Raw genomic sequence first — 24,163 nt, forward strand, 5'->3', positions numbered from 1 at the left:
GACCGCGTTTATTCAGAGAGTCAGTGGTGTTCTTACCACTCCGCAAAACTCCCATCGGCATGGCGCCAGATCGGGTTGCGCCAGCGGTGGCCGATGGCAGCACGCTCGATCACGTACTCCTCGTTGATCTCAATGCCCAGGCCCGGCCCGTTGGGAATTTTCACGAAGCCTTGGTCGTAATCGAAAACCCCCGGATCGCGAACGTAGTCCAGCAGGTCGTTGCTCTCGTTGTAATGGATGCCCAGGCTCTGCTCCTGGATGAACGCGTTGTAGCAAACCGCGTCCAGTTGCAGGCACGCCGCCAGGGCAATCGGGCCCAGCGGACAGTGCAACGCCAGGGCCACATCGTAGGCTTCGGCCATGTTGGCAATCTTGCGGGTTTCAGTGATACCACCGGCGTGGGACGCGTCGGGCTGGATGATGTCGACATAGCCTTCGCTGAGCACACGCTTGAAATCCCAGCGGGAGAACAGCCGTTCGCCGAGGGCAATCGGGGTGCTGGTCAAGGGCGCCAGTTCTTTCAGCGCTTCGTAGTTTTCGCTGAGCACCGGCTCTTCGATAAACATCAATTTGTAAGGGTCCAGCTCCTTCATCAGCACCTTGGCCATGGGCTTGTGCACCCGGCCATGGAAGTCCACACCGATACCGACGTTCGGGCCCACCGCATCGCGTACGGCGGCCACGTTGGCCAGAGCCAGGTCGACTTTTTCGAAACTGTCGAGAAATTGCAGCTCTTCGGTGCCGTTCATTTTCACGGCAGTAAAACCGCGGGCGACAGCTTCTTTAGCGGCACGAGCGGTGTCTGCCGGACGGTCGCCGCCGATCCAGGAATAGACGCGGATCTTGTCCCGCACCTGACCACCCAGCAAGTCACTGACCGACACACCGAGGGCCTTGCCCTTGATATCCCACAGCGCCTGGTCGATGCCGGCCAACGCACTCATGTGAATCGCGCCGCCACGGTAGAAGCCACCGCGATAGAGCACGGTCCAGATGTCTTCGATGTTGCGTGGGTCTTTGCCGATCAAGTAGTCGGAAAGCTCTTCCACAGCGGCGGCCACGGTATGGGCGCGGCCCTCGACCACGGGTTCGCCCCAACCGGTCACGCCCTGGTCGGTTTCGACCTTGAGGAAGCACCAGCGCGGCGGGACGATGAAGGTCGTCAGTTTGGTGATTTTCATCTTCTTATCGCTCTTGTAGAGGGAGAAAGGTAATCAGCCCAAGGCGTTCCAGGCCGCGATGTAGGCTTGGGCGCGGCTCGCCACTTGATCTTCGGTCATGCCCGGCTTGAATAACCCGGAGCCCAGGCCAAAACCTTTGACGCCCGCGTCGAAAAACACCTGCATGTTCTCTGGCGTAATCCCGCCCACCGGCAGCAACACCGTGCCGGCCGGCAATACCGCGAGCCAGGCCTTGACCACCGCCGGGCCCATTTGCTCGGCGGGGAACAGCTTCAACACATCGGCGCCTTCGGCCAACGCAGCGAAGGCTTCAGTGGGCGTGGCGACTCCGGGCGAGAGGTACAGGCCCGCCGCTTTGGCCGCCCGCAACACCTTGGCATCGCTGTGGGGCATGACGATCACTTGGCCGCCGGCGGCTTTCACCTGCGTCACCTGTTCGGGTGTCAGCACGGTGCCGGCACCGATCAGGCAATCGGCCGGCAAGGTATCGCGCAGGGTGCGAATGCTGGTGTACGGATCCGGTGAGTTAAGTGGCACTTCGATCACCCGAAAACCAGCCTGGTACAGCACCTGGCCGATGCCCGCTGCCTCTTCAGGACGCACGCCCCGCAGGATCGCAATCAAACCGTTGTGTGTCAGTGCTTGCTTGAGCATGTCGGGCCTCTAGTCAGGTTGAACGGATGCAGGAACCAGCCCGGCGGCCGCCGCCAGCTGCCACAAACCGCGCTCGGTGGCCTCTTGTGCGAGAGTCACGTGGGAGAAGCCGCAGAGTGCCAGCGCACGTTGGTAGCGGGTGCACAGTTGAGTGTTGCCCACTAGAACGATGTCGGGCTGCGGGTCGCTATTGAGTGCCAACAGTTCATGACCGATGAGCAATCCGGACAAATAGTCCGCTTGCTCATCGCCCGCCAGCTCACCGGTCAGCCCCAGCGTGCGGGCGCTGAACAACGTCGATAGCGGCCCGCGTTGGCCGTCCGTCGACAACGCGACCTGCACGCCCCGATCAAATGCCTCGGCCTGGAACTGCGCGGACGGTTGCTGGGTACGTCCCAGAATGCTGTGCTGGCTGAGCACGGCGAACAGCTCGCCGGTCATGAAGGTGTCGAAATGGGTGATACAGCCTTCCACCACCTCGACCCATTTTGAATGGCTGCCCGGCAGGCCAATCAACCGTCGGTGGGTCAGGTCCAGCGGCAGACTTTGCAACACACCGAGGACTTGGGTTTCCTCGCCGCGCATCACGTTAGGCAAGCCGCCGCGCTGGATCACACCGGGCACGATATGCACATCCACGCCCCGCAGACTGCGCACAACGTGCAATGCCTGGCCGAGGGTGGCGACATCGGCCGGGGTGTCGCGATAAACCGCTTCACTCCAGCCCTGCGCACTGCCGACCATGCCGCAGGCGATGACAGGGAGCGTGGGCTGCTCATCCAGCCAATCACCGCAGGCGGCGTCAAACGCCAACTCAAAGCCATCGCAACAGAGAACGCCGGCGATAACCCGCGCCTCGGTGGGCAGGTGCATGATCCCCGACGCCAATGCGCGTCGTTCGAGGACGACGCCTGCGGGGCCGAGCTTATAAGCACGAAGGGAACTGGTTCCCCAATCGAGCGCGATCAATTGCGCCTGCATCGCTTCACCTGAAGTGTTCTGAGCGGATGAGGCGAATATAAACCCAAGACCGGCAAAGTCTCAATATATAAATATCAGTCCCATATATAGGGAATGCAAATCACTAGAATATCGACAAGTCCAATGTCCGCATGGCACCCATCCAGATCGCATGCTCGGTATGGTCCTTCAAGTCATCGCCGGTATCGGGATGCAGAAACACCACCAGACCGTTGCGATTGAGCGCCAGCCACGGCAAGACCACACCGATGTATTCCGGCTCGAACGCTAGCTGACAACTCCAGTCCGGGTGCGGACCTACCGGGCGCTCATGCACTCGGCCCATGCGCAGCGGGAACAATTGCGCGGCCTCTTCGCAGAGCTTGCGCGCCTGGTCAATGGTGCTGGCGTCGAAGTAGATATGGGCGTGGTAGCCCTTGATACGTGGCATGACAGGCTCCGGATTCAATGATCGGCAAATCCTAGACCGCAATGGACGGCAGGGCCAGGCCGGTCAGGGATTGTGCGCTGCGGGCTTGTTCCGCCACCAGCCAGTCGACAAAGCGTTCGATCAACTGCCCTCGACGTTTGCGCTGGGGCAGTACCACGTAATAACCAAAACGTGAGATCACCGTGTCGCCAATCGGTCGGCACAGCCACTTTTGCTCCAACAAATTATCCACCAGGTGCCGCCAGCCGATGGCCACGCCTTGCCCGGCAATCGCCGCCTGGATCAACAGCGTGTAGTTATCGAAGCGCAGTTGGCCAGGCGTTGGCGCAGCGGTGATGCCCAGTTCGCGGAACACGCCGCTCCAGTCGAACCACTGGCTGTTATTTTCCTGGCGCAGGTGCAGCAACGGGCACTCCTGCAGGCTCTGTATCGACAACGGGGTCGTGCGGTCCTTGAGCAACTGCGGGCTGCACACCGGGAACACTTCTTCGTTGAACAACCACAGGCTCTCTCCCTGTTTGAAACGGCCATCGCCAAACAGCACGGCTACATCGATATCGCTGCGCAACGTCGCGTGATTGCGCTCGCTGGTGACCAGGCTGACATCCACCTGCGGATTGGCTTCATGGAAGCGATGCAGGCGCGGCATCAGCCAGTAGGCGGCGAAGGCAAAGTCGGTCGCCACTTGCAGCACTTCGTGCTGGTCCTGTTGGGTGATGGTGCTCAAGCCAAGGTTGATGTTCTGCAAGCCAGCCTGGACGTGTTCGAACAACAGGGCGCCAGCCTCCGTCAGTTCAATGCCACGGTAGATGCGATCAAACAGGCGCACCGCCAATTGCTCTTCCAGCCGCTTGATCTGCTGGCTGATGGCGGGCTGGGTCGTGCCCAGCTCCATTGCCGCAGCGGTAAAGCTGCGTTGCCGCGCTGCTGCTTCAAAGGCACGCAGCAGATCCAATGACAGGTCGCCGAGGGATTCATACATAAGCGGTGCTTATCCTAGACATTGCTTTTCATGGGCTTTACCACGTTTTCCATGGCCTGCATGCTCAATCGCATAAACATCGACTATGGAATGCCGCGAAACCATGAAGCGCAAGAACATTCTTTTCATCATGGCCGATCAAATGGCTGCGCCGATGCTTCCGTTCTACGGTCCTTCGCCGATCAAACTGCCGAACCTGAGCCGCCTCGCCGCCGAAGGCGTGGTGTTCGATGCCGCTTATTGCAACAGCCCACTGTGCGCACCGTCGCGCTTTACTCTGGTGAGCGGGCAACTGCCAAGCAAGATCGGCGCCTACGACAACGCGGCGGATTTCCCTGCCGACGTACCGACCTATGCCCACTACCTGCGCCGCCTCGGCTACCGCACCGCGCTCTCGGGCAAAATGCATTTTTGTGGCCCTGACCAGCTTCATGGCTATGAAGAACGCCTGACCAGCGACATCTACCCGGCCGACTATGGCTGGGCGGTGAACTGGGATGAACCGGACGTGCGCCCCACCTGGTATCACAACATGTCGTCGGTGCTGCAGGCCGGGCCGTGCGTGCGCACCAACCAGCTGGATTTCGACGAAGAGGTGGTGTTCAAGGCCCAGCAGTACCTGTTCGACCATATTCGTGAGGATGGCGACCAGCCGTTCTGCCTGACCGTGTCCATGACCCACCCACACGATCCGTACACCATTCCCAAACCGTTCTGGGACCTGTACGACGACAACGACATCCCGCTGCCTGCAACCCCGCCACAGGCCGATCTCGACCCACATTCCCAACGCCTGCTCAAGGTCTACGACCTGTGGGACAAACCGCTGCCTGTGGACAAGATCCGCGATGCCCGCCGTGCGTACTTCGGCGCCTGCAGCTACATCGACAGCAACGTCGGCAAGCTGCTGAAAACCCTGGAAGACACCGGCTTGGCAGATGACACCGTCATCATCTTCTCCGGCGACCACGGCGACATGCTCGGCGAACGTGGGCTCTGGTACAAAATGCACTGGTTTGAAATGGCCGCCCGGGTGCCGCTGCTGATCAGTGCGCCGGGGCAATTCAAGGCAGGCCGCGTGACGGCGGCGGTCTCCACTGCCGACTTGCTGCCGACGCTGGTGGAGCTGGCCGGCGGCGAGCTGGAAGCGAACTTGCCGCTGGATGGCCGCTCACTGGTCCCGCACTTGCAAGGGCAGGGCGGGCATGACGAAGTGTTCGGCGAATACATGGCCGAGGGCACCATCGGGCCGCTGATGATGATCCGCCGGGGCGCCTACAAGTTCATCTACAGCGAAGACGATCCGTGTCTATTGTTCGATGTGCACAACGACCCGCGTGAGCAGGAAGAACTCAGCCAATCACCGGAACACCGCGCGCTGTTCGATGCATTCCTTAACGAAGCGCGGGCCAAATGGGACATCCCGGCGATCCACCAGCAGGTGCTCGCCAGCCAACGCCGCCGTCGCCTGGTCAGCCAGGCGCTGACCCAAGGCAAGCTGAAGAGCTGGGACCACCAGCCGCTGGTGGACGCCAGTCAGCAGTACATGCGCAACCATATCGACCTTGACGATCTGGAGCGTAAAGCACGTTACCCACAACCCTGCCAAAACCAATAAAACCAAGGGGAAGGCCATGATGAAGTTATCCACAGCACTGGGCGTCGGACTGCTGGCATTAAGCAGCGCCAACGCTTACGCGGAGCAAAGTTGCGAGACGGTGAAGATGGCCGATCCGGGCTGGAGCGACATCGCCGCGACCAATGCCATTACCGGTTTTCTATTGAGTGGCATGGGCTACAAGGCCAAGGTCGATACCCTCGCGGTACCCATCACGTTTGGTGGGCTCAAGGACGGCCAGGTGGATGTGTTCCTGGGTAACTGGATGCCGGCCCAGCAAGGCTTCTACGACAAGTTCGTGGCCAATGGCGATGTGGTGCAACTGGCGAAAAACCTCGACGGCACCGAGTTCACCCTCGCGGTGCCGGACTATGTATGGGACGCCGGGGTGCATGACTTTGCCGACCTCAACAAGTTTGCCGACAAGTTCGACAAGAAGATCTACGGCATCGGTTCGGGCGCGCCGGCGAATATCTCGTTGCAGGAGATCATCAAGAAGAACGACTTCGACCTCGGCCAGTGGAAACTGATCGAGTCCAGTGAACAGGCGATGCTCGCCGAAGTGTCCCGCGCGGTGAAGAAGCAGCGCTTCGTGACCTTCCTAGGCTGGACGCCGCACCCGATGAACGTGCAGTTGAAGATGCATTACCTCAAAGGTGGGGAGAAGTACTTCGGTGACACCGGCAGCGTGTATACGTTGACGCGCAAGGGCTATGCGCAGGCTTGCCCCAACGTGGGGAAACTGCTGACCAACCTGAGTTTTACCCAGGAGATGGAGAACAGCATCATGGCCGAGGTGGTGAATAAGAAAGTCAGCAATGCTGAGGCGGCGAAGGCGTGGATCAAGGCGAATCCGGCAGTGCTGGACAAGTGGTTGGATGGCGTTAAAACCGTGGATGGGCAGGATGCGTTGGTGGCGGTAAAAGCCAAACTCTGACATCCGACACCGATCCCTGTGGGAGCTGGCTTGCCTGCGATAGCATCAACGCGTTTTAACAGGCAACCCAAGGCGCCTGCATCGCGGCGATGCGGCGACCCGACAAGCCCAGCTCCCACAGTCCGGTGATACCCTGATTCAAACCTTTTCAACCGAGCGCCCAATGCCCCGGCCCAACCGCCAGACCCTCTTCCCCTTCCTGAGCTGGCTCCCGCGCCAAACCCGCGCCAGCGTCGGGCGGGACGCCATCGTCGGGCTCAGTGGCGCAATCCTGGCGCTGCCGCAATCCATTGCTTACGCACTAATCGCCGGTCTCCCACCGGAATATGGCCTCTACGCCGCCATCATCCCGGTGCTGATTGCCTGCCTCTGGGGCTCATCCTGGCATTTGATCTGCGGCCCGACGGCGGCGATTTCCATCGTGCTCTACGCCAGCATCAGCCCGCTGGCGGTGCCCGGGTCCCAGGACTACATCACCCTGATCCTGCTGCTGACTTTCCTCGCCGGGCTGTTCCAGTGGTTGTTGGGCATGCTGCGCTTCGGTGCCCTGGTGAATTTCGTCTCGCACTCCGTGGTGCTCGGTTTCACCCTCGGTGCGGCGGTGGTGATTGCCTTGGGGCAGTTGCCCAATCTGTTGGGGCTGGACCTGCCGAGCGAGGCCACGGCGATCAACAGCCTGCTGGCGCTGATCAACCACGCAGGGGAGTGGGATCGTCCTTCACTCGTGCTCGGGCTGGGCACCTTGGCCGTGGGTGTATTGCTCAAGTTAGTGGTGCCGCGCTGGCCGACCTTGTTGATTGCCCTCGCCCTGGGCAGCCTGGTGGCCTGGCTGTGGCCGGCAATGTTCGGGCATGTTGCGCTGGTCAGCGCCTTTGTCGGCAAACTGCCGCCATTGAGCCCGCTGCCGATGGATCTGGATATGGTCCTGCGCCTCCTGCCCAGTGCCGTGGCGGTGGGCATGCTGGGGCTGGTGACCAGCCTGTCGATTGCTCGCTCGTTGTCGGCACGCTCCCAACAATTGCTCGACGCCAATCAGGAAGTCCGCGCCCAGGGACTGTCGAACATCGTTGGCGGATTTTTCTCCGGGTACCTGTCGGCCGGTTCCTTCACCCGTTCAGGCCTGAGTTATGAGGCGGGCGCCTGCTCACCCTTGGCCGGCGTATTTTCTGCGCTATGGGTCGCAGTGTTTGCGCTATTCGGCGCCGCGTTGATCGCGCATATTCCGATCCCGAGCATGGCCGCCAGCATTCTGCTGATTTGTTGGGGGCTGGTGGACCATCGGGGTATTCGCGCACTGTTCCGGGTCAGCCGCGCCGAGTTCGTGGTGATGAGCCTGACCTGCGTCGCCACGTTGCTGCTGGAATTGCAGACGGCGATCTACGCCGGGGTGTTGGCCTCGTTATTTTTCTACCTCAAGCGCACGTCACAGCCACGGGTCCAGCAATGGCGCGACGGTGAGGAAGATGTGCTGCGGGTGGGAGGCTCGATCTTTTTTGGCGCCAGCCATTACCTGCAAGTGCGCCTGCAAAGCTTGCAGGGCCAGCGGGTGGTAATCGAGGCGCAACAGATCAACTTTATCGACTATTCCGGGGTGGAAATGCTGCACCAGGAAGCGCGGAGATTGAAGGGGCTGGGGCGCAGCCTGACGTTGCGCCGGGCCAGGCCGCAGGTGGTGGAAGAGTTGAAGAAGCTGGAAGGGGCCGATAAATGTCCCCTCCACTTTGAAGACTGAACGCGGTCAAAAATGTGGGAGCGGGCTTGCTCGCTCCCACATTTAGATTTGTGTCAGGCCAACTGCCGCCGCAGCTCAGCCAGCACCGGCGCCGACTTCGGCCGTACGCCGCGCCACAGGAAGAACGCTTCCGCGGCCTGTTCCACCAGCATCCCCAAGCCATCCATTGCCTGCGCTGCGCCCTGCTCACTGGCCCAACGACAGAACACCGTAGGCTCCTTGGCGTACATCATGTCGTAGCAAAAGGTCTTGCCTGGCTCGATCAGGCTGCCGGCAATCGGCGGAACATCACCCGACAGGCTGGCCGAGGTAGCGTTGATGATCACGTCCACTGGCTCGCGCAACCAGTCAAAACCACTGGCAGATACGGGACCAAGATCAACGAACAACGCGGCCAGCAATTCGGCCTTTTCGACGGTGCGGTTGGCAATAATCAATGAAGCGGGTTGCTGCGCCAGCAACGGCTCCAATGCACCGCGCACCGCGCCGCCCGCGCCCAGCAGCAAAATGCGTTTGCCTTGCAGGCTCAAGCCTGCGTTGACCGTCAGGTCCCGCACCAGCCCGGCACCGTCGGTGTTGTCGCCCAACAGGCTGCCATCCGCGAGTTTGCTCAGGGTGTTTACCGCACCGGCGCGCTGGGCACGCTCAGTCAGGGTGTTGGCCAGACGATAGGCTTCTTCCTTGAACGGCACGGTGACGTTGGCACCACGGCCTTGCAGGAAAAACTCACGGGCGCAGCCAGTAAAATCCTCCAGCGGCGCCAGCAAGGTGCTGTAGTCCAGCTGTTCGCCGGTCTGCTCAGCGAACAGGCGATGAATCAGCGGCGACTTGCTGTGCCCGATAGGGTTACCGAAGACGACATAACGATCCATCAGACCACTGCCTTGGGCGCAACGACACCCAGCCAGTCGCGGTCTTGCAGGAAGTAGTCAGTCAGGCGTGCTTCTTCGCTGCCGGCCTCTGCTTTCCAATCATAGCTCCAGCGCACTTGCGGCGGCAGGGACATCAGGATCGACTCGGTGCGGCCACCTGATTGCAGGCCAAACAGCGTGCCACGGTCGTAGACCAGGTTGAATTCGACGTAGCGGCCACGGCGGAATTCCTGGAATTCACGCTGTTTCTCGGTGTAGGCCATGGCCTGACGGCGCTGGACGATCGGCAGGTAGGCGTCGATGTAGGCATCGCCAATGGCGCGCATGAACGCAAAGCTGGTGTCGAAGTCCCACTCGTTCAAATCATCGAAAAACAGGCCGCCGATGCCCCGGGGTTCGTTGCGGTGCTTGATGTGGAAGTAGCTGTCGCACCAGGCCTTGTAGCGTGAATAGACATCCGGGCCGAATGGCGCACAGGCCTGCTCAGCCACGCGGTGCCAGTGAATGCAATCCTCTTCGTTGCCGTAGTAGGGCGTCAGGTCAAAGCCGCCACCGAACCACCACACCGACTCTTCACCTTCTTTTTCAGCAATGAAAAAGCGCACGTTGGCGTGGGAAGTCGGCACATGAGGGTTGTGGGGGTGAATCACCAACGACACGCCGAGGGCCTCAAAACCACGACCGGCGAGTTCCGGGCGATGGGCGCTGGCGGACGGCGGCAGGCCGCTGCCGAAGACGTGGGAAAAGTTGACGCCGCCTTTCTCGATCACCGAACCGTTTTCGATTACACGGGTACGACCGCCGCCGCCGGCAGGCCGGGTCCAGGCGTCTTCGATAAAGCGAGTGTCCGTCTCGAAGGTTTCCAGGGCGCTGCAAATGCGGTCTTGCAGGTCGAGCAGGTAGGCTTTAACAGCCTCGGTGCGAGTAGTCATGGCATCACCTTGAATCGGGCAAAGCTACGCGAGGCCGTTGGGCGTCGGCGGCAAATGGGCGCACAGGATACCACCGCACCGGGTTGCGCCGCAGTTGACGAAGATCACGCTTAGGAGTCCGATAGGAGCCCTTCGCGACATTGACTTGAGGAGAGTGCAGATGGCCAAACGTATCCAGTTCCGTGCCCATGGCGGCCCCGAAGTGCTTGAGTACGTCGACTACACGCCGGCAGAACCGGGCCCGCTGCAGGTGCGCGTGAGCAACAAGGCCATTGGCCTGAACTTCATCGACACGTATTTTCGCAGTGGTCTGTACGCGCCACCGGCGTTGCCATCAGGCCTGGGCGCGGAAGGCGCCGGGGTGGTGGAGGCGGTGGGCAGTGAAGTGACTCAGTTCAAGGTCGGCGACCGCGTGGCCTATGGCAGCGGCCCACTGGGCGCCTACAGCGAACTGCATGTGCTGCCGGCTGCCAACCTGGTGCACCTGCCGGACGACATCAGCTTCGAACAGGCCGCAGGCGCCATGCTCAAGGGCCTGACCGTGCAGTACCTGCTGCGTCAGACCTATGAGTTGAAAGGCGGCGAAACCATCTTGTTCCACGCCGCTGCCGGTGGCGTCGGCTCTCTGGCTTGCCAGTGGGCCAAAGCGTTGGGCGTGAAGCTGATCGGTACCGTCAGCTCGCCGGAAAAAGCCGCGTTGGCCAAATCCCTCGGTGCCTGGGAAACCATCGACTACAGCAAGGAAAACGTCGCACAGCGTGTACTGGAACTGACTGATGGCAAGAAATGCCCGGTGGTGTACGACGGCGTGGGCAAAGACACCTGGCTGACATCGCTGGACAGCGTGGCACCGCGTGGGCTGGTGGTGAGTTTTGGTAATGCATCGGGGGCGGTAGACGGGGTCAATCTGGGGATTCTGGCGGCCAAGGGCTCGCTGTATGTCACTCGCCCGACGTTGGCGACCTATGCCAACAACCCGGAAAACCTGCAGGCGATGGCGGATGATCTGTTTTCGATGATCAAAAGTGGCAAGGTGCGCATTGATATCAACCAGCGGTATTCGCTGGCGGATGCGGCGAAGGCGCAGACTGAGTTGTCGGGACGGCGGACTACGGGGTCGACCATTCTGTTGCCATAAGACTTTGAATTTGCAGTAGCTCTGAGGGCCTCTTCGCGAGCAAGCCCGCTCCCACATTCGACCGCACTCCAAAGGGGGAACTCGGTTAAAAGTGGGAGCGGGCTTGCTCGCGAAGGCCGCGACCCGGTCTCAAGACGGCCGCACAACCTCACCACTCGCCAGATCCCGAATCAGACTCGGGTTCTTGCGCCCACCCAGATTCCCACCCAACACCAGATCCACTTGCCCACGGAAATACTGCTCCACGCGAATCCGCGTGCGCGCCGCCGGACGGCCCTGCGGGTTGGCCGAGGTGGAGATCAGCGGCCCCACCAGTGAACACAAATCCCGCACCAGCGGATGATCACTGACCCGCAACGCCACCGTGTCATGCACCCCGGTGATCCATTCAGGCAGCAAGTCCTGATGAGGCACCAGCCAAGTGTTAGGCCCCGGCCAGGTGCTGGCCATGCGATCTATCCACAGGTCAGGGAAGTCTTCGAAGAGAAAATCGAACTGGCGGATGTTATCGGCAATCAAGATCAGGCCCTTATCCACTGAACGGCCCTTGATCGCCAGCAAGCGATCCACTGCTTCTTCATTCCAAGGGTCGCAGCCCAGGCCCCAGACCGCCTCGGTTGGATAGGCAATCACCGCGCCTGCGCGAATTTCTCGTGCGGCTTCTCGCACACGCCACCTGTTGACCATTGCTCACTCTCCGGACTAAAGCTCTGCGCAGTTTACCGATCTTCGTTACAAAACCTAGCTGCGCGCAAGCCAGCGACCGCTTTCACAGACAACCCGGCCCTCCAGTTCCAATTCCGTGAGGGTTGCCAGCACGTGGGACAGCGCTTGGCCACTGGCAACCGCCAAGGATTCGCTGGTGTGGGGAGCGGCATGCAGCAGCGCCACCAATGGATGAGTCACCGCGATCGGCGCCGGGCGGGACAACGCCTGCCAGCCCCGCAGGCCCTCAAGAATGTGTTCGATGGTCTCCACCAGCATTGCGCCATCGCGTATCAACTGATGGCAACCCTTGGCGCCCGGATGATGGATGGAGCCGGGGATCGCATATACCTCGCGCCCCTGCTCCGCCGCCAGCCGGGCGGTGATCAGCGAACCACTGGCGACACTGGCCTCCACCACCAGCACCCCTAAGGACAAGCCACTGATGATGCGATTACGCCGTGGGAAGTTACCGGCCTGAGGAACCGCGTCCAAAGGGAACTCGGAAACCACCGCGCTGCCCTGGGCAATCATCGCCGCAGCCAGACGTCGGTGGCGCTGTGGATAAAAGTTTTCCAGGCCAGTGCCCAACACGCCGATTGTCTGTCCACCGACATCCAATGCCGCTTGGTGCGCCGCGCCGTCGATTCCAAGCGCCAGGCCACTGGTGATGACAAAACCGGCACCTGCCAGGCTGCGGGAAAACGCTGCGGCAGTGTCCATTCCCGGCCTGGATGCGCGACGGCTGCCCACCATGGCCAGTTGCGGCTTTTCCAGGATAGTCGGGTCGCCGGCGACAAATAACAGCGGCGGTGCATCTGCAATTTCTGACAGTAACGCGGGGTATTCCGACTGGTCCCACATCAGCAAATGCTGGGCCGGGCGCTCAAGCCAGGCCAATGCAGCACTGGCGCCGTCGCGAACTTCCTGGCTGCGTCGGGCCTCGCTGCAAGCCAGCGGTAAACCCAGAGAACGCCACGCGCTGGCTGGTGCACTAATGGCTTTCGAGGCCGAGCCAAACGCCTCGATCAATTTTTTGAAACGTTTTGGCCCAAGCTCCGGCAGCCGGTGCAAACGCAAGCGTGCTTCCAGTTCTGCAGGAGAAAGGGTACGGGTATCGGTCGACGACATCTGATCATCCTTGATCTGAACAAGCTGTGGATAACTCTGTTGGTAACTTATTTAGCTGGCTAATTATTGTGTTTGTTCAGGACTCTCGAAACGGTCCATCACCGCCAGCGAGCGTGAGGCGCCAAGGACCAGTCCGTAACTGAGTTTTTCATAGGTGCGAAACACCAAAAGGGTACCGGCACGTTCATCAGGAATCTTCACCACAGCGTCCGTGATCCGGTCGCGTACGGTTTCCCCGGTTTTTTTCACCGACAGCAAATGGCCTTCCATCAAGCCGTCGCGGCGCCCCTTGTTCAGGGTTACCGCATCGAGCACACCAATCTGCGTCACGCCCCGGGGCACGTCGATGATTCGCCCTGTAATGCGCTGCGCAGGCACTTGGGCCAGCAGGTTCGACAGGGGAGCGGCGGGCTGTGCGGCGAGCAAACGATCCCCCGGTCGTACCTCCTGGGTCACGCGTTCCATGGCCAAGGTCGTCACATCGCCCGCCATCACAAAACGGGCGGTACCGATATCGTCGGCGTTGATTCCCAAGAGTTCCTGGCTGTCAGGGTCGATGTAAACCTTGCCCCGGCGGAAAATTCCATAGGTAAGTTGTGCAGGGTCCAGAGCGCCCCGAGCGTGGACTCGCTCACCATTGGCACCCAACACCCGTCCAGCCTCTGCGGCAATAATGTAAGGCGCGGTGTCCAGAATGTGCGGGGTGTCGAGTATTCGGTTGTGCAGCAAAAAGCGCTGGATAGCCTTTCGGGTCTGGCTGTCCAGCGCCTGCGGGGGCTGTGGATAAGTATCGTTGGATAGCGCCGGTACATGGGCCTCGGCAGCCATGGCCCACAGCAGCAAGACGAGTAGCGATTTCCTCATGGGGTGAATCTCCTTTATTATGTACGTTCGCGTGAAACGCCTTGGCCTTAGCGGCTTTCGGACGTTTTCCACCGGCACTCACGGGGTCCATCCCCGATGCCGACTTGCCTTTACCTCACATGTGCAGCAATTACGCTTATGGCTATTTTGAACATCCTCGAATTTCCGGACTCACGCCTGCGCACTATCGCCAAGCCAGTGGCCGTAGTGGACGCCAAGGTTCGTCAGTTGGTCGATGACATGTTTGAAACAATGTATGAAGCCCCGGGTATCGGCCTAGCCGCGACCCAGGTCGACGTGCATCAGCGCGTCGTGGTCATGGACCTGTCCGAAGATCGCAGCGAGCCCCTGGTGTTTATCAACCCTGAGTTCGAGACCCTGACCGACGAGATGGGTCAGTACCAGGAAGGCTGCCTGTCGGTGCCGGACTTCTACGAGAACGTAGACCGTCCGCAGCAGGTCAAGATCAAGGCCCTGGACCGTGACGGCAAGCCGTTTGAGCTGATTGCCGAAGGCCTGTTGGCGGTGTGCATCCAGCATGAATGCGATCACCTCAATGGCAAGTTGTTCGTCGATTACCTGTCCACGCTTAAACGCGACCGGATCAAGAAGAAGCTGGAAAAGAAACATCGCCAGCAAGCTTGATTCCTTTCTTTCAAAGGCTTGCTCCGGCAAGCCTTTTTCTTTTGTGAGACGTTTCCCATGACCGAGCCACTGCGCATCGTTTTTGCCGGCACCCCAGAGTTTGCCGCCGAACACCTCAAGGCCCTGCTCGATAGCCCCTACGAGATCGTGGCGGTCTATACCCAGCCGGACCGTCCGGCCGGTCGTGGGCAAAAACTGATGCCCAGCCCGGTCAAGCAGTTGGCCTTGGAGCACAACATTGTCGTGCTGCAACCGCCGACCCTGCGTAACGTCGACGCCCAAGCCGAGCTCGCCGCGCTGAAACCCGACCTGCTGGTGGTGGTGGCCTACGGCCTGATCCTGCCCCAGGCGGTGCTGGATATCCCACGCCTGGGCTGCATCAACAGCCACGCATCCTTGTTGCCACGCTGGCGCGGTGCGGCACCGATCCAACGTGCCGTCGAAGCCGGCGACGCGATGAGTGGTGTGACCGTGATGCGCATGGAAGCAGGCCTGGATACCGGCCCGATGCTGCTGAAAGTCACCACACCGATCACTGGCGAAGACACGGGCGGCACCCTGCATGATCGCCTCGCCGAAATGGGCCCGCCAGCGGTGGTCCAGGCCATCGCCGGTTTGGCCGCAGGCACGCTGGAAGGCGAAGTTCAGGATGACAACCTCGCCACCTACGCCCACAAATTGAACAAGGACGAAGCGCGCATCGACTGGAGCCGCCCGGCCGTAGAACTGGAGCGCCTGGTACGTGCCTTCAACCCATGGCCGATCTGCCATAGCACCCTCAGCGGTGAAGCCTTGAAAGTACTGGCCGCCAGTTTGGCCGAAGGCAAAGGCGCACCAGGCGAGATCATCGGCGCCAGCAAGGACGGCCTGTTGGTCGCCTGCGGTGAACAAGCATTGTGTCTGACCCGTCTGCAATTGCCCGGCGGCAAGGCGCTGAACTTCAGCGATTTGTTCAACAGCCGCCGTGAGAAATTTGCCGTCGGGATCATCCTGGGCCAAGCGGTGGAAGCCCAATGAACCCACGTCTGGCCGCCGCCAGGGCCTTGGCCGCCGTGCTCAACGGCAAGGCTTCCCTCAACAGTTCGTTGCCGACCCAACTGGATAAAGTCGAAGACCGTGACCGCGGCTTCACCCAGGACCTGGCCTTTGGCACCGCCCGCTGGCAGCCGCGTTTGTCGGCGCTGGCGGCCAAGCTGCTGCAAAAGCCGTTCAAAGCCGCAGATGCCGATGTCGAAGCGCTGCTGCTGGTGGGCCTCTACCAACTGCTCTACACCCGCGTGCCGGCCCACGCCGCCATCGGTGAAACCGTCGGTTGCGCCGACAAGCTGAAAAAGCCCTGGGCCAAGGCCTTGCTCAACGCCGTACTGCGCCGCGCCCAGCGCGAGAGCGAAGCCCTGCTGGCCGAGCTGGAACACGACCCGGTGGTGCGCACCGCTCACCCGCGCTGGCTGCAAAAGTCCCTGAAAGCCTTCTGGCCTGAGCAATGGGAAGCCATCTGCGCGGCCAACAATGCGCATCCGCCGATGATCTTGCGGGTCAATCGCCGCCACCAGACACGCGATGCCTATCTCACATTGCTGAGCGACGCCGGTGTAGCGGCCAGTGCCTGTGTCTACAGCCAGGACGGTATCGTTCTTACAGAACCTGGTGACGTGCGTAGCCTGCCTGGCTTTGCCGAAGGCTGGATCAGCGTGCAGGACGAAGCCGCCCAACTGGCCGCCGACCTGCTGGACCTGGCCCCCGGCCAACGGGTGCTGGACGCCTGCTGTGCACCCGGCGGCAAGACCTGCCACATCATGGAGGTCGAGCCTGGCCTCGCCGGTGTGGTAGCCGTGGACCTGGAAGCCAAGCGCCTGGTGCGCGTGCGAGAAAACCTCGCACGCCTGGGCCTGAGCGCCGAGTTAATCGCCGCCGACGGCCGCGACACCGCCGGCTGGTGGGACGGCAAGCTGTTCCAGCGCATCCTGCTGGACGCACCGTGTTCCGCCACCGGGGTGATTCGTCGCCACCCGGACATCAAGCTGACCCGCCAACCCGACGACATCGCCGCCCTGGCCGTGTTGCAAGGCGAGCTGCTGGATGCGTTGTGGCCCACCCTCGAAGTCGGCGGCATCCTGCTTTACGCCACCTGCTCGACGCTGCCCACCGAAAACACCGAAGTGATCGAAGCGTTCCTCGCCCGCACCAGTGGCGCGCGGGAGTTGGACCTCGACATCCAGGCCGGGATCAAGCAGCCTCATGGACGCCAGTTGCTGGCCCAGGAAGGCGGCCACGACGGGTTCTATTACGCCAAGCTGATCAAGATTGCCGCCGCACGCGGCGCAATGGTTTAAGGGAGTGACCGGATGAAAATCATCATCCTCGGCGCAGGGCAGGTCGGCGGTACGCTGGCCGAGCATTTGGCCAGCGAAGCCAACGACATCACCGTGGTCGACACCGACGCCGAGCGCCTGCGAGACCTCGGCGACCGCCTGGACATCCGCACCGTGCAAGGCCGTGCCTCGTTCCCCACGGTACTGCGCCAGGCCGGCGCGGATGACGCCGACATGCTGGTGGCGGTGACCAACAGCGACGAAACCAATATGGTCGCCTGCCAGGTCGCCCACACACTGTTCCACACCCCGACCAAAATCGCCCGGGTGCGTGAGGCGGCCTACCTGACCCGCGCCGGCCTGTTCGACAACGACGCGATTCCGGTGGACGTGCTGATCAGCCCGGAGCAGGTGGTCACCCACTACATCAAGCGCCTGATCGAAATTCCCGGCGCCTTGCAGGTGATCGACTTTGCCGAAGGCAAGGCGCAACTGGTGGCGGTCAAGGCCTACTACGGCGGGCCGTTGGTGGGTCAGCAACTGCGGCAGCTGCGTGAGCACATGCCGAATGTCGAGACGCGGGTAGCTGCGATCTTCCGTCGCGACCGGCCGATCCTGCCCCAGGGCGATACCGTGATCGAGGCTGACGACGAGGTTTTCTTCATCGCCGCCAAAGCGAATATTCGTGCAGTCATGAGCGAAATGCGTCGCCTCGAAGAGAACTACAAACGCATTGTCATCGCCGGTGGCGGGCAGATCGGCGAACGCCTGGCCGAGGCCATCGAAAGCCGCTACCAGGTGAAGATCATCGAGATGAACCCCGCGCGCTGCCGGTATTTGTCCGACACCCTCGACAGCACCGTCGTACTGCAAGGCAGTGCCTCGGACCGTGACCTGCTGCTGGAAGAAAATATCGCCGACGCCGATATCTTCCTGGCCCTGACCAACGACGACGAAGCCAACATCATGTCGTCGTTGCTAGCCAAGCGGCTGGGGGCGAAGAAGGTGATGACCATCATCAACAATCCGGCCTATGTCGACCTGATCCAGGGCGGCGATATCGACATCGCCATCAGCCCGCAACTGGCGACCATCGGCACCTTGCTCGCCCACGTGCGGCGCGGCGATATCGTCAGCGTGCACTCATTGCGTCGGGGCGCGGCGGAAGCCATCGAGGCAATCGCCCACGGTGACTCGAAGTCGAGCAAAGTGATTGGCAAGGCGATTCGTGACATTGGCTTGCCACCAGGGACAACCATTGGCGCGATCATTCGGGATGAAGAAGTGATCATCGCCCACGACGACACGGTAATCGCCACCGGCGACCATGTGATTCTGTTCCTTGTGGATAAAAAACATATCCGCGACGTGGAGAAGCTGTTCCACGTGGGGCTGAGTTTTTTCTGATCTTGTAGCCGCTGCCGCAGGCTGCGGCTACAGGTCTATACGGAGTTCACAACATGCTCGAATCCCTGGAAAAAATGCTCGCCAAGGGTGTGGATAACTCATTGCTGCGGTTTGGTTTGGGCAAGGGCTATCTGGATCTGAAAGATAGCGCCAAGGCGGCCGAGCATTTGCAGAAATGCGTCGAGTTCGATCCGAAGTATTCGGTAGCCTGGAAGCTGTTGGGCAAGGCACAGCTGGGGTTGGGGGATCAGGCTGCGGCGCGGTTGGCGTGGGAGCAGGGGATTGCAGCAGCCCAGGCCCATGGTGACAAGCAGGCAGAAAAAGAGATGGCGGTATTCCTGAAGAAACTCGATCGCCAAGCCTGAAGTGATCCCCTGTGGGAGCTGGCTTGCCTGCGATGCAGGCAACTCGGTCTTTCAGCCACACCGAGGTGATGCAATCGCAGGCAAGCCAGCTCTCACACTGGATCGGCGTAGATCAGTACCACCGCGCCTCACCCGGCGGGCGCTTCTTGAAGCGCTTCATGCTCCACATGTACTGGCTCGGGTACGCCCCCACATACCGCTCCACCACCTTGCTCATCGCCGCGCATGAAGTGGCGGTGTCAGTGCTGTACATGTCTTCCGGTGCCGCTTCCAGAATCACCTTGTAGCCCGAACCGTCCGGCAGCCGCAGTGCATGCAGGAACACGCCCACGGCCTTGCCGCCTGCCAACATGTTCGGCACGAACTTGCTGGTCAGCGCCTGGGTCGCAAAGAACGGCACGAAGATCCCGGCCGATTCCGCCGGCTCCGGGTCAGCGGGAATGCCCACCTGGCCACCTTTGCGCACTTCCTTGATCACACTGAGGATGCCTTCCTTGGTGGATGCGGCGACTCGGTTACCCAACTGCACCCGCTGTTTGCGCAGCAAGTCATCCACCGCCTTGAGCTTGGGCGGACGGTAGAAAATGATCGGTTTGCACTGGCTGCAATAGAAGTGGTTCAACACTTCCCAGTTGCCCAGGTGACTGGTGATGCCTACCACGCCTTTGCCCGAGGCCAGGGCTTCGTGCAGCACTTCCAGGCCTTCGACTTCACGCACCAGGTCGATGGAACGCTGGGCCGGCCAGATCCAGGCGCAGGCGCTTTCGGTCAACGACTTGCCGATGTCCATCAGGCTCTGGCCTACCAGGCGCTCGCGCTCGGCCGGGTCCATGTCCGGGAAGCATTTGGAGAGGTTGATCCGCACCGTTTCGCGAGAGCGGTTGGGGGTTTTCCACATGATCCAGCCAATGGCCGAACCCACGGCTTGCACGGCGCGCCAGGGCAGCAGGGCAAACAACCGAAGAGCGCCTACCAGCAAGGCGCCTTTAAACTTTTCCACAGGTCACTCCTGATCTTGTGCGGTGCGCAAAGCGGTCATTCTAACCGCCGTGGACCAAGGTGGCGTAGCGATCGCAGTCCCGGGTGTGGTCCATGACCATGCCCGAGGCCTGCATGAACGCGTAGCAGATGGTTGGGCCAACAAAAGTAAATCCGGCTTTTTTCAAGGCTTTACTCATGGCTTCGGCCTGCGGCGTAATCGCCGGGACTTCGCTGCGATCCCGGAAATGATTGACCTTGGGCACACCGTCGACAAACGACCAAAGAAACTTCACCGGATCCTCCAGCGCCAGCCAGGCAGCGGCATTGCGCCGGGTGGCGTTGAGTTTCAGACGGTTTCGCACGATGCCCGGATCCAGCATCAATGCCTCTATCTCGGCATCAGTCAGGTGTACCAGTCGCTGTGGATCAAAGCCAAACAGAACCTTCCGATAATGCTCGCGTTTGCGTAAAACGGTGATCCAGGACAGGCCCGCCTGGAACCCTTCGAGCAAAAGCAGTTCAAACAAGCCCTGCGCATCGCGCAGCGGCGTTCCCCACTCCTGATCGTGATAAGCCATGTACAGCGGATCTTCAGAACACCAAAAGCAGCGTGGCATAAGGCTCCAGGGAGTGGTGGCGGGGCCGAATCGGGTATACTCCCGCTCTTTAAATCGCAGCCCAAGTAACAGGTGAATTTCGTGAGCCAGCCTACGCCAGCCGTGCGTACCTTCCAAGACTTGATCCTCGCCCTCCAGCAATACTGGGCCGAGCAAGGTTGTGTGGTACTTCAGCCCTACGATATGGAAGTAGGCGCCGGCACTTTCCACACTGCAACATTCCTGCGGGCCATCGGCCCGGAAACCTGGAACGCCGCTTATGTGCAGCCCAGTCGTCGCCCGACTGACGGCCGCTACGGCGAAAACCCTAACCGTCTGCAGCACTACTACCAGTTCCAGGTGGTATTGAAGCCCAACCCTGACAATTTCCAGGAGCTGTACCTGGGCTCGTTGAAACACGTCGGCCTGGACCCGCTGGTCCACGACATCCGTTTCGTCGAAGACAACTGGGAGTCGCCAACCCTGGGCGCCTGGGGTCTGGGCTGGGAAGTCTGGCTCAACGGTATGGAAGTCACCCAGTTCACCTACTTCCAGCAAGCGGGCGGCATCGAGTGCTACCCGGTGACCGGCGAGATCACCTACGGTCTCGAGCGCCTGGCCATGTACCTGCAAGGCGTGGATTCGGTCTACGACCTGGTGTGGGCTGACGGTCCGTTCGGCAAGGTCACCTATGGCGATGTGTTCCACCAGAACGAAGTGGAGCAATCGACCTACAACTTCGAACACGCCAACGTCGAGAAACTGTTCGAGCTGTTCGACTTCTATGAAAGCGAAGCCAAGCGCCTGATCGAACTGGATCAGCCGCTGCCGTTGCCGAGCTATGAAATGGTCCTGAAGGCATCCCACACCTTCAACCTGCTGGATGCCCGCCGTGCCATCTCGGTCACCGCGCGCCAGCAATACATTCTGCGTGTACGCACCCTGGCGCGTTCCGTCGCCCAAGCCTACCTGCTGGCTCGCGCCAAGTTGGGCTTCCCGATGGCAACCCCGGACCTGCGTGATGAAGTGTTGGCTAAGCTGGAGGCTGCACAATGAGTGCTCAAGATTTCCTGGTTGAACTGGGCACCGAAGAGCTGCCACCCAAGGCACTGAACACCCTGGCCGACGCGTTCCTGGCCGGTATCGAAAAAGGCCTGCAAACCGCCGGCCTGAAGTTCGAAGCGAAGAAAGTCTACGCCGCGCCGCGCCGCCTGGCCGTGTTGCTCACCGCACTGGAAACCCAGCAGCCGGACCGCAGCATCAACCTCGACGGCCCGCCACGTCAGGCGGCCTTCGATGCCGAAGGCAATCCGACACAAGCCGCCCTTGGCTTTGCCAAGAAGTGCGGCGTTGAACTGAGCGAAATCGACCAGAGCGGTCCAAAGCTGCGTTTCAGCCAGGTCATCAAGGGCAAGCCAACCGCCAGCCTGTTGCCGACCATCGTCGAAGACTCTCTGAACGACCTGCCTATCCCTAAGCGCATGCGCTGGGGTGCCCGCAAGGAAGAGTTCGTGCGTCCGACCCAATGGCTGGTGATGCTGCTCGGTGACCAGGTCATCGATTGCACCATCCTTGCTCAGAAGGCTGGCCGTGATTCCCGTGGTCACCGCTTCCACCATCCAGAAAACGTGCGCATCACTGCGCCCGCCAACTACCTCAACGACCTGCGTGCCGCGTACGTGCTGGCCGATGCCAACGAGCGTCGCGAGCTGATCAGCAAACGTACCGAAGAGTTGGCCCGACTGCAGGAAGGCACCGCCATTGTGCCGCCAAGCCTGCTGGACGAAGTGACTGCATTGGTTGAATGGCCAGTGCCGCTGGTGTGCTCGTTCGAAGAACGTTTCCTCGACGTGCCGCAAGAAGCCCTGATCACCACCATGCAGGACAACCAGAAGTATTTCTGCCTGCTGGACGCCGATGGTAAGTTGCTGCCGCGCTTTATCACCGTGGCCAACATCGAGAGCAAGGACCCGCAGCAAATCATCGCCGGTAACGAAAAAGTCGTTCGCCCGCGCCTGACCGACGCCGAGTTCTTCTTCAAGCAAGACAAGAAGCAGAAGCTCGAAGACTTCAACCTGCGCCTGCAAAATGTGGTGTTCCAGGAAAAACTGGGCAGCGTCTACGACAAAGCCGTACGGGTTTCCAAACTGGCCGCCTACATCGCGCCACGCATTGGCGGTGACGCCGCTTGGGCAGCACGCGCAGGCCTGCTCTCCAAGTGCGACCTGGCCACCGAGATGGTCGGCGAGTTCCCGGAGATGCAAGGTGTTGCCGGTTACTACTACGCCCTCAATGACGGTGAGCCGCAAGACGTCGCCCTGGCCCTGAACGAGCAGTACATGCCCCGCGGTGCAGGTGCCGAACTGCCGACCACCCTCACCGGTGCGGCCGTGGCCATCGCTGACAAGCTGGATACCCTCGTCGGTATCTTCGGTATCGGCATGTTGCCTACCGGCAGCAAAGACCCGTATGCCCTGCGCCGTGCGGCCCTGGGCGTGCTGCGTATCCTGATCGACAAAAAGCTCGACCTCGACCTGACCCAGGCCGTGGTGTTCGCTGTCGGCCAGTTCGGGACCAAGGTCAAGCAAGCCGGCCTGGCCGAGCAAGTGCTGGAATTCGTATTCGACCGTCTGCGTGCGCGTTACGAAGACGAAGGCGTGGACGTGTCGGTGTACCTGTCGGTGCGTGCCCTGCAGCCAGGTTCTGCGCTGGACTTCGACCAACGTGTACAGGCCGTACAGGCCTTCCGCAAATTGCCGGAAGCCGGTGCCCTGGCCGCCGTGAACAAGCGTGTGTCGAACCTGCTGAGCAAGGCCGACAACCTCGGCAATGCCGAAGTCGACCCGGGCCTGTTTGCCGATGCCAAGGAGTTCTCGCTGAACTCGGCCATCGCCAAGGCAGAAAATGCGGTGAAGCCGCTGATCGCCGAACGCAACTACGCCGAAGCACTGGCGCGCCTGGCCAGCTTGCGTGAGCCGGTGGATGCGTTCTTCGAAGCCGTGATGATCAACGCCGAAGACGCAGGTGTGCGGAAAAACCGCTACGCCATGCTGGCGCGCCTGCGTGGGTTGTTCATCAACATCGCTGACATTTCCGTACTGGGCTGATCATGTTGAAACTGCTGATTCTCGATCGGGACGGAGTGATCAATTACGACTCCGACGCTTACATCAAGTCGGTGGAGGAGTGGATCCCATTGCCCGGCTCGATCGAGGCCATCGCGCAGTTGAGCAAAGCGGGCTGGACGGTGGCTGTGGCCACCAACCAGTCCGGCATTGCCCGCGGCTACTACGACATCGCCACCCTGGACGCCATGCACGCGCGTTTGCGCACATTGGTGGCAGAGCAGGGCGGTGAGTTGGGGCTGGTGGTTTATTGCCCTCACGGGCCGGATGAGGGCTGCGCATGCCGCAAGCCCAAACCGGGCATGCTAAAAACCATTGCCGAATATTACAATGTGCCGTTGACTGGCCTATGGTTCGTCGGGGACAGTCTCGGTGACCTGGAGGCGGCCAAGGCCGTCGACTCACAGCCAGTTTTGGTAAAAACCGGGAAAGGCGAAAAGACCCAGGGTAAACCCCTGCCGGTAGGCACCTTGATTTTTGACGATCTGGCGGCCGTTGCCGCAGAACTTATCAACAACTAGCAGCCCTTCTGACTTCCTGACCAAGGACTGTTCGGGAGCGCGCTTTTAACAGGC

Annotated in this window: 24 protein-coding genes; 12 read left to right on the forward strand and 12 right to left on the reverse strand. The window is 60.9% G+C overall.

The window, feature by feature from the left end; all coding sequences use genetic code 11:
* Positions 1-32 precede the first annotated feature (32 nt).
* From dgoD to GNF76_RS06115, 5 genes are all read right to left on the reverse strand, one after another.
* Complete coding sequence (gene dgoD, locus GNF76_RS06095; RefSeq protein ID WP_149412796.1) at positions 33-1,181, reverse strand: galactonate dehydratase; 1,149 nt, start codon at positions 1,179-1,181, stop codon at positions 33-35.
* Positions 1,182-1,214: 33 nt separating this feature from the next.
* Entirely contained in the window at positions 1,215-1,835 is a 621-nt protein-coding gene (locus tag GNF76_RS06100; protein ID WP_155582291.1) for a 2-dehydro-3-deoxy-6-phosphogalactonate aldolase, read from the reverse strand.
* 9 nt (positions 1,836-1,844) lie between these two features.
* Complete coding sequence (locus GNF76_RS06105) at positions 1,845-2,816, reverse strand: 2-dehydro-3-deoxygalactonokinase (protein WP_155582292.1); 972 nt, start codon at positions 2,814-2,816, stop codon at positions 1,845-1,847.
* A gap of 103 nt (positions 2,817-2,919) precedes the next feature.
* A complete protein-coding gene (locus tag GNF76_RS06110) occupies positions 2,920-3,246 on the reverse strand; it encodes a DOPA 4,5-dioxygenase family protein (protein WP_155582293.1) in 327 nt (108 codons plus the stop codon).
* Between the two features lie 31 nt (positions 3,247-3,277).
* A complete protein-coding gene (locus GNF76_RS06115; protein ID WP_155582294.1) occupies positions 3,278-4,228 on the reverse strand; it encodes a choline sulfate utilization transcriptional regulator in 951 nt (316 codons plus the stop codon).
* 103 nt (positions 4,229-4,331) lie between these two features.
* Between GNF76_RS06115 and betC the strand changes: the two genes are divergently transcribed.
* From betC to GNF76_RS06130, 3 genes are all read left to right on the forward strand, one after another.
* Positions 4,332-5,846, forward strand: coding sequence for a choline-sulfatase (betC, locus tag GNF76_RS06120; RefSeq protein WP_155582295.1), 1,515 nt, complete (start codon positions 4,332-4,334; stop codon positions 5,844-5,846).
* A 16-nt stretch (positions 5,847-5,862) separates the two neighbouring features.
* Positions 5,863-6,783 carry a choline ABC transporter substrate-binding protein gene (choX, locus tag GNF76_RS06125; RefSeq protein ID WP_155582296.1) on the forward strand — a complete coding sequence of 307 codons (921 nt, stop codon included), beginning with the start codon at positions 5,863-5,865 and terminating at the stop codon, positions 6,781-6,783.
* 163 nt (positions 6,784-6,946) lie between these two features.
* Complete coding sequence (locus tag GNF76_RS06130; RefSeq protein WP_155582297.1) at positions 6,947-8,515, forward strand: SulP family inorganic anion transporter; 1,569 nt, start codon at positions 6,947-6,949, stop codon at positions 8,513-8,515.
* Positions 8,516-8,568: 53 nt separating this feature from the next.
* Here GNF76_RS06130 and aroE read toward each other — a convergent pair whose 3' ends face one another.
* Both aroE and hemF read right to left on the reverse strand, forming a co-directional pair.
* Positions 8,569-9,387 (reverse strand): shikimate dehydrogenase, encoded by an 819-nt coding sequence (gene aroE / locus GNF76_RS06135; protein ID WP_155582298.1) that lies wholly within the window; start codon positions 9,385-9,387, stop codon positions 8,569-8,571.
* Complete coding sequence (gene hemF / locus GNF76_RS06140) at positions 9,387-10,319, reverse strand: oxygen-dependent coproporphyrinogen oxidase (RefSeq protein ID WP_155582299.1); 933 nt, start codon at positions 10,317-10,319, stop codon at positions 9,387-9,389. The genes aroE and hemF overlap by 1 nt, the downstream gene beginning before the upstream one ends.
* 160 nt (positions 10,320-10,479) lie before the next feature.
* On the opposite strand from hemF, the gene GNF76_RS06145 reads away from it, so the two are divergent.
* Positions 10,480-11,457, forward strand: coding sequence for a quinone oxidoreductase family protein (locus tag GNF76_RS06145; protein WP_155582300.1), 978 nt, complete (start codon positions 10,480-10,482; stop codon positions 11,455-11,457).
* Between the two features lie 129 nt (positions 11,458-11,586).
* On the opposite strand, the gene tsaC is transcribed toward GNF76_RS06145, so the two are convergent.
* From tsaC to GNF76_RS06160, 3 genes are all read right to left on the reverse strand, one after another.
* Positions 11,587-12,144 (reverse strand): L-threonylcarbamoyladenylate synthase type 1 TsaC, encoded by a 558-nt coding sequence (tsaC, locus tag GNF76_RS06150; protein ID WP_155582301.1) that lies wholly within the window; start codon positions 12,142-12,144, stop codon positions 11,587-11,589.
* 54 nt (positions 12,145-12,198) lie between these two features.
* Entirely contained in the window at positions 12,199-13,293 is a 1,095-nt protein-coding gene (dprA, locus tag GNF76_RS06155) for a DNA-processing protein DprA (protein WP_155582302.1), read from the reverse strand.
* 63 nt (positions 13,294-13,356) lie between these two features.
* A complete protein-coding gene (locus tag GNF76_RS06160; RefSeq protein WP_155582303.1) occupies positions 13,357-14,157 on the reverse strand; it encodes a peptidoglycan-binding protein in 801 nt (266 codons plus the stop codon).
* Positions 14,158-14,295: 138 nt separating this feature from the next.
* On the opposite strand from GNF76_RS06160, the gene def reads away from it, so the two are divergent.
* From def to GNF76_RS06185, 5 genes are read left to right on the forward strand one after another with little or no spacing between them, the layout of a single operon-like run.
* Complete coding sequence (gene def / locus GNF76_RS06165) at positions 14,296-14,802, forward strand: peptide deformylase (protein ID WP_155582304.1); 507 nt, start codon at positions 14,296-14,298, stop codon at positions 14,800-14,802.
* 57 nt (positions 14,803-14,859) lie between these two features.
* Positions 14,860-15,819, forward strand: a complete 960-nt coding sequence (fmt, locus tag GNF76_RS06170) for a methionyl-tRNA formyltransferase (protein WP_155582305.1) — start codon at positions 14,860-14,862, stop codon at positions 15,817-15,819.
* Entirely contained in the window at positions 15,816-17,135 is a 1,320-nt protein-coding gene (rsmB, locus tag GNF76_RS06175; protein WP_155582306.1) for a 16S rRNA (cytosine(967)-C(5))-methyltransferase RsmB, read from the forward strand. Before fmt ends, rsmB begins: the two co-directional genes overlap by 4 nt.
* A 12-nt stretch (positions 17,136-17,147) precedes the next feature.
* Entirely contained in the window at positions 17,148-18,521 is a 1,374-nt protein-coding gene (trkA, locus tag GNF76_RS06180; protein ID WP_155582307.1) for a Trk system potassium transporter TrkA, read from the forward strand.
* Between the two features lie 53 nt (positions 18,522-18,574).
* Positions 18,575-18,886: a tetratricopeptide repeat protein gene (locus tag GNF76_RS06185; protein WP_155582308.1), complete on the forward strand. Its 312-nt coding sequence runs from the start codon at positions 18,575-18,577 to the stop codon at positions 18,884-18,886.
* A 112-nt stretch (positions 18,887-18,998) separates the two neighbouring features.
* Here GNF76_RS06185 and GNF76_RS06190 read toward each other — a convergent pair whose 3' ends face one another.
* On the reverse strand, positions 18,999-19,886 hold the full coding sequence (locus GNF76_RS06190) for a lysophospholipid acyltransferase (protein WP_169357161.1): 888 nt from the start codon (positions 19,884-19,886) through the stop codon (positions 18,999-19,001).
* A gap of 40 nt (positions 19,887-19,926) precedes the next feature.
* Positions 19,927-20,484 carry a DNA-3-methyladenine glycosylase I gene (locus GNF76_RS06195; protein WP_155582309.1) on the reverse strand — a complete coding sequence of 186 codons (558 nt, stop codon included), beginning with the start codon at positions 20,482-20,484 and terminating at the stop codon, positions 19,927-19,929.
* Positions 20,485-20,565: 81 nt separating this feature from the next.
* Here GNF76_RS06195 and glyQ point away from each other — a divergent pair, with 81 nt between their 5' ends.
* Genes glyQ through gmhB form a run of 3 tightly spaced genes read left to right on the forward strand, consistent with a single transcriptional unit; the run spans position 20,566 to position 24,109 of the window.
* Positions 20,566-21,519 (forward strand): glycine--tRNA ligase subunit alpha, encoded by a 954-nt coding sequence (gene glyQ, locus GNF76_RS06200; protein WP_003213601.1) that lies wholly within the window; start codon positions 20,566-20,568, stop codon positions 21,517-21,519.
* Positions 21,516-23,570 carry a glycine--tRNA ligase subunit beta gene (gene glyS / locus GNF76_RS06205; RefSeq protein ID WP_155582310.1) on the forward strand — a complete coding sequence of 685 codons (2,055 nt, stop codon included), beginning with the start codon at positions 21,516-21,518 and terminating at the stop codon, positions 23,568-23,570. The genes glyQ and glyS overlap by 4 nt, the downstream gene beginning before the upstream one ends.
* Positions 23,570-24,109: a D-glycero-beta-D-manno-heptose 1,7-bisphosphate 7-phosphatase gene (gene gmhB / locus GNF76_RS06210; RefSeq protein WP_178123218.1), complete on the forward strand. Its 540-nt coding sequence runs from the start codon at positions 23,570-23,572 to the stop codon at positions 24,107-24,109. Before glyS ends, gmhB begins: the two co-directional genes overlap by 1 nt.
* The last annotated feature ends 54 nt before the right edge of the window (positions 24,110-24,163 follow it).

It is taken from the genome of Pseudomonas spelaei, from assembly GCF_009724245.1.
GTDB lineage: Bacteria > Pseudomonadota > Gammaproteobacteria > Pseudomonadales > Pseudomonadaceae > Aquipseudomonas > Aquipseudomonas spelaei.

Excerpts from the sequence above, each read along its gene's own strand:
- GNF76_RS06115 (WP_155582294.1), bottom strand. The coding sequence starts at position 4,228 with ATGTATGAATCCCTCGGCGACCTGTCATTGGATCTGCTGCGTGCCTTT.
- dprA (WP_155582302.1), bottom strand. The coding sequence starts at position 13,293 with ATGTCGTCGACCGATACCCGTACCCTTTCTCCTGCAGAACTGGAAGCA.
- hemF (WP_155582299.1), bottom strand. The coding sequence starts at position 10,319 with ATGACTACTCGCACCGAGGCTGTTAAAGCCTACCTGCTCGACCTGCAA.
- GNF76_RS06110 (WP_155582293.1), bottom strand. The coding sequence starts at position 3,246 with ATGCCACGTATCAAGGGCTACCACGCCCATATCTACTTCGACGCCAGC.
- trkA (WP_155582307.1), top strand. The coding sequence starts at position 17,148 with ATGAAAATCATCATCCTCGGCGCAGGGCAGGTCGGCGGTACGCTGGCC.
- betC (WP_155582295.1), top strand. The coding sequence starts at position 4,332 with ATGAAGCGCAAGAACATTCTTTTCATCATGGCCGATCAAATGGCTGCG.
- choX (WP_155582296.1), top strand. The coding sequence starts at position 5,863 with ATGATGAAGTTATCCACAGCACTGGGCGTCGGACTGCTGGCATTAAGC.
- GNF76_RS06195 (WP_155582309.1), bottom strand. The coding sequence starts at position 20,484 with ATGCCACGCTGCTTTTGGTGTTCTGAAGATCCGCTGTACATGGCTTAT.
- def (WP_155582304.1), top strand. The coding sequence starts at position 14,296 with ATGGCTATTTTGAACATCCTCGAATTTCCGGACTCACGCCTGCGCACT.
- aroE (WP_155582298.1), bottom strand. The coding sequence starts at position 9,387 with ATGGATCGTTATGTCGTCTTCGGTAACCCTATCGGGCACAGCAAGTCG.
- GNF76_RS06130 (WP_155582297.1), top strand. The coding sequence starts at position 6,947 with ATGCCCCGGCCCAACCGCCAGACCCTCTTCCCCTTCCTGAGCTGGCTC.
- glyS (WP_155582310.1), top strand. The coding sequence starts at position 21,516 with ATGAGTGCTCAAGATTTCCTGGTTGAACTGGGCACCGAAGAGCTGCCA.
- GNF76_RS06160 (WP_155582303.1), bottom strand. The coding sequence starts at position 14,157 with ATGAGGAAATCGCTACTCGTCTTGCTGCTGTGGGCCATGGCTGCCGAG.
- fmt (WP_155582305.1), top strand. The coding sequence starts at position 14,860 with ATGACCGAGCCACTGCGCATCGTTTTTGCCGGCACCCCAGAGTTTGCC.
- GNF76_RS06100 (WP_155582291.1), bottom strand. The coding sequence starts at position 1,835 with ATGCTCAAGCAAGCACTGACACACAACGGTTTGATTGCGATCCTGCGG.
- rsmB (WP_155582306.1), top strand. The coding sequence starts at position 15,816 with ATGAACCCACGTCTGGCCGCCGCCAGGGCCTTGGCCGCCGTGCTCAAC.
- GNF76_RS06145 (WP_155582300.1), top strand. The coding sequence starts at position 10,480 with ATGGCCAAACGTATCCAGTTCCGTGCCCATGGCGGCCCCGAAGTGCTT.
- tsaC (WP_155582301.1), bottom strand. The coding sequence starts at position 12,144 with ATGGTCAACAGGTGGCGTGTGCGAGAAGCCGCACGAGAAATTCGCGCA.
- GNF76_RS06185 (WP_155582308.1), top strand. The coding sequence starts at position 18,575 with ATGCTCGAATCCCTGGAAAAAATGCTCGCCAAGGGTGTGGATAACTCA.
- GNF76_RS06105 (WP_155582292.1), bottom strand. The coding sequence starts at position 2,816 with ATGCAGGCGCAATTGATCGCGCTCGATTGGGGAACCAGTTCCCTTCGT.
- dgoD (WP_149412796.1), bottom strand. The coding sequence starts at position 1,181 with ATGAAAATCACCAAACTGACGACCTTCATCGTCCCGCCGCGCTGGTGC.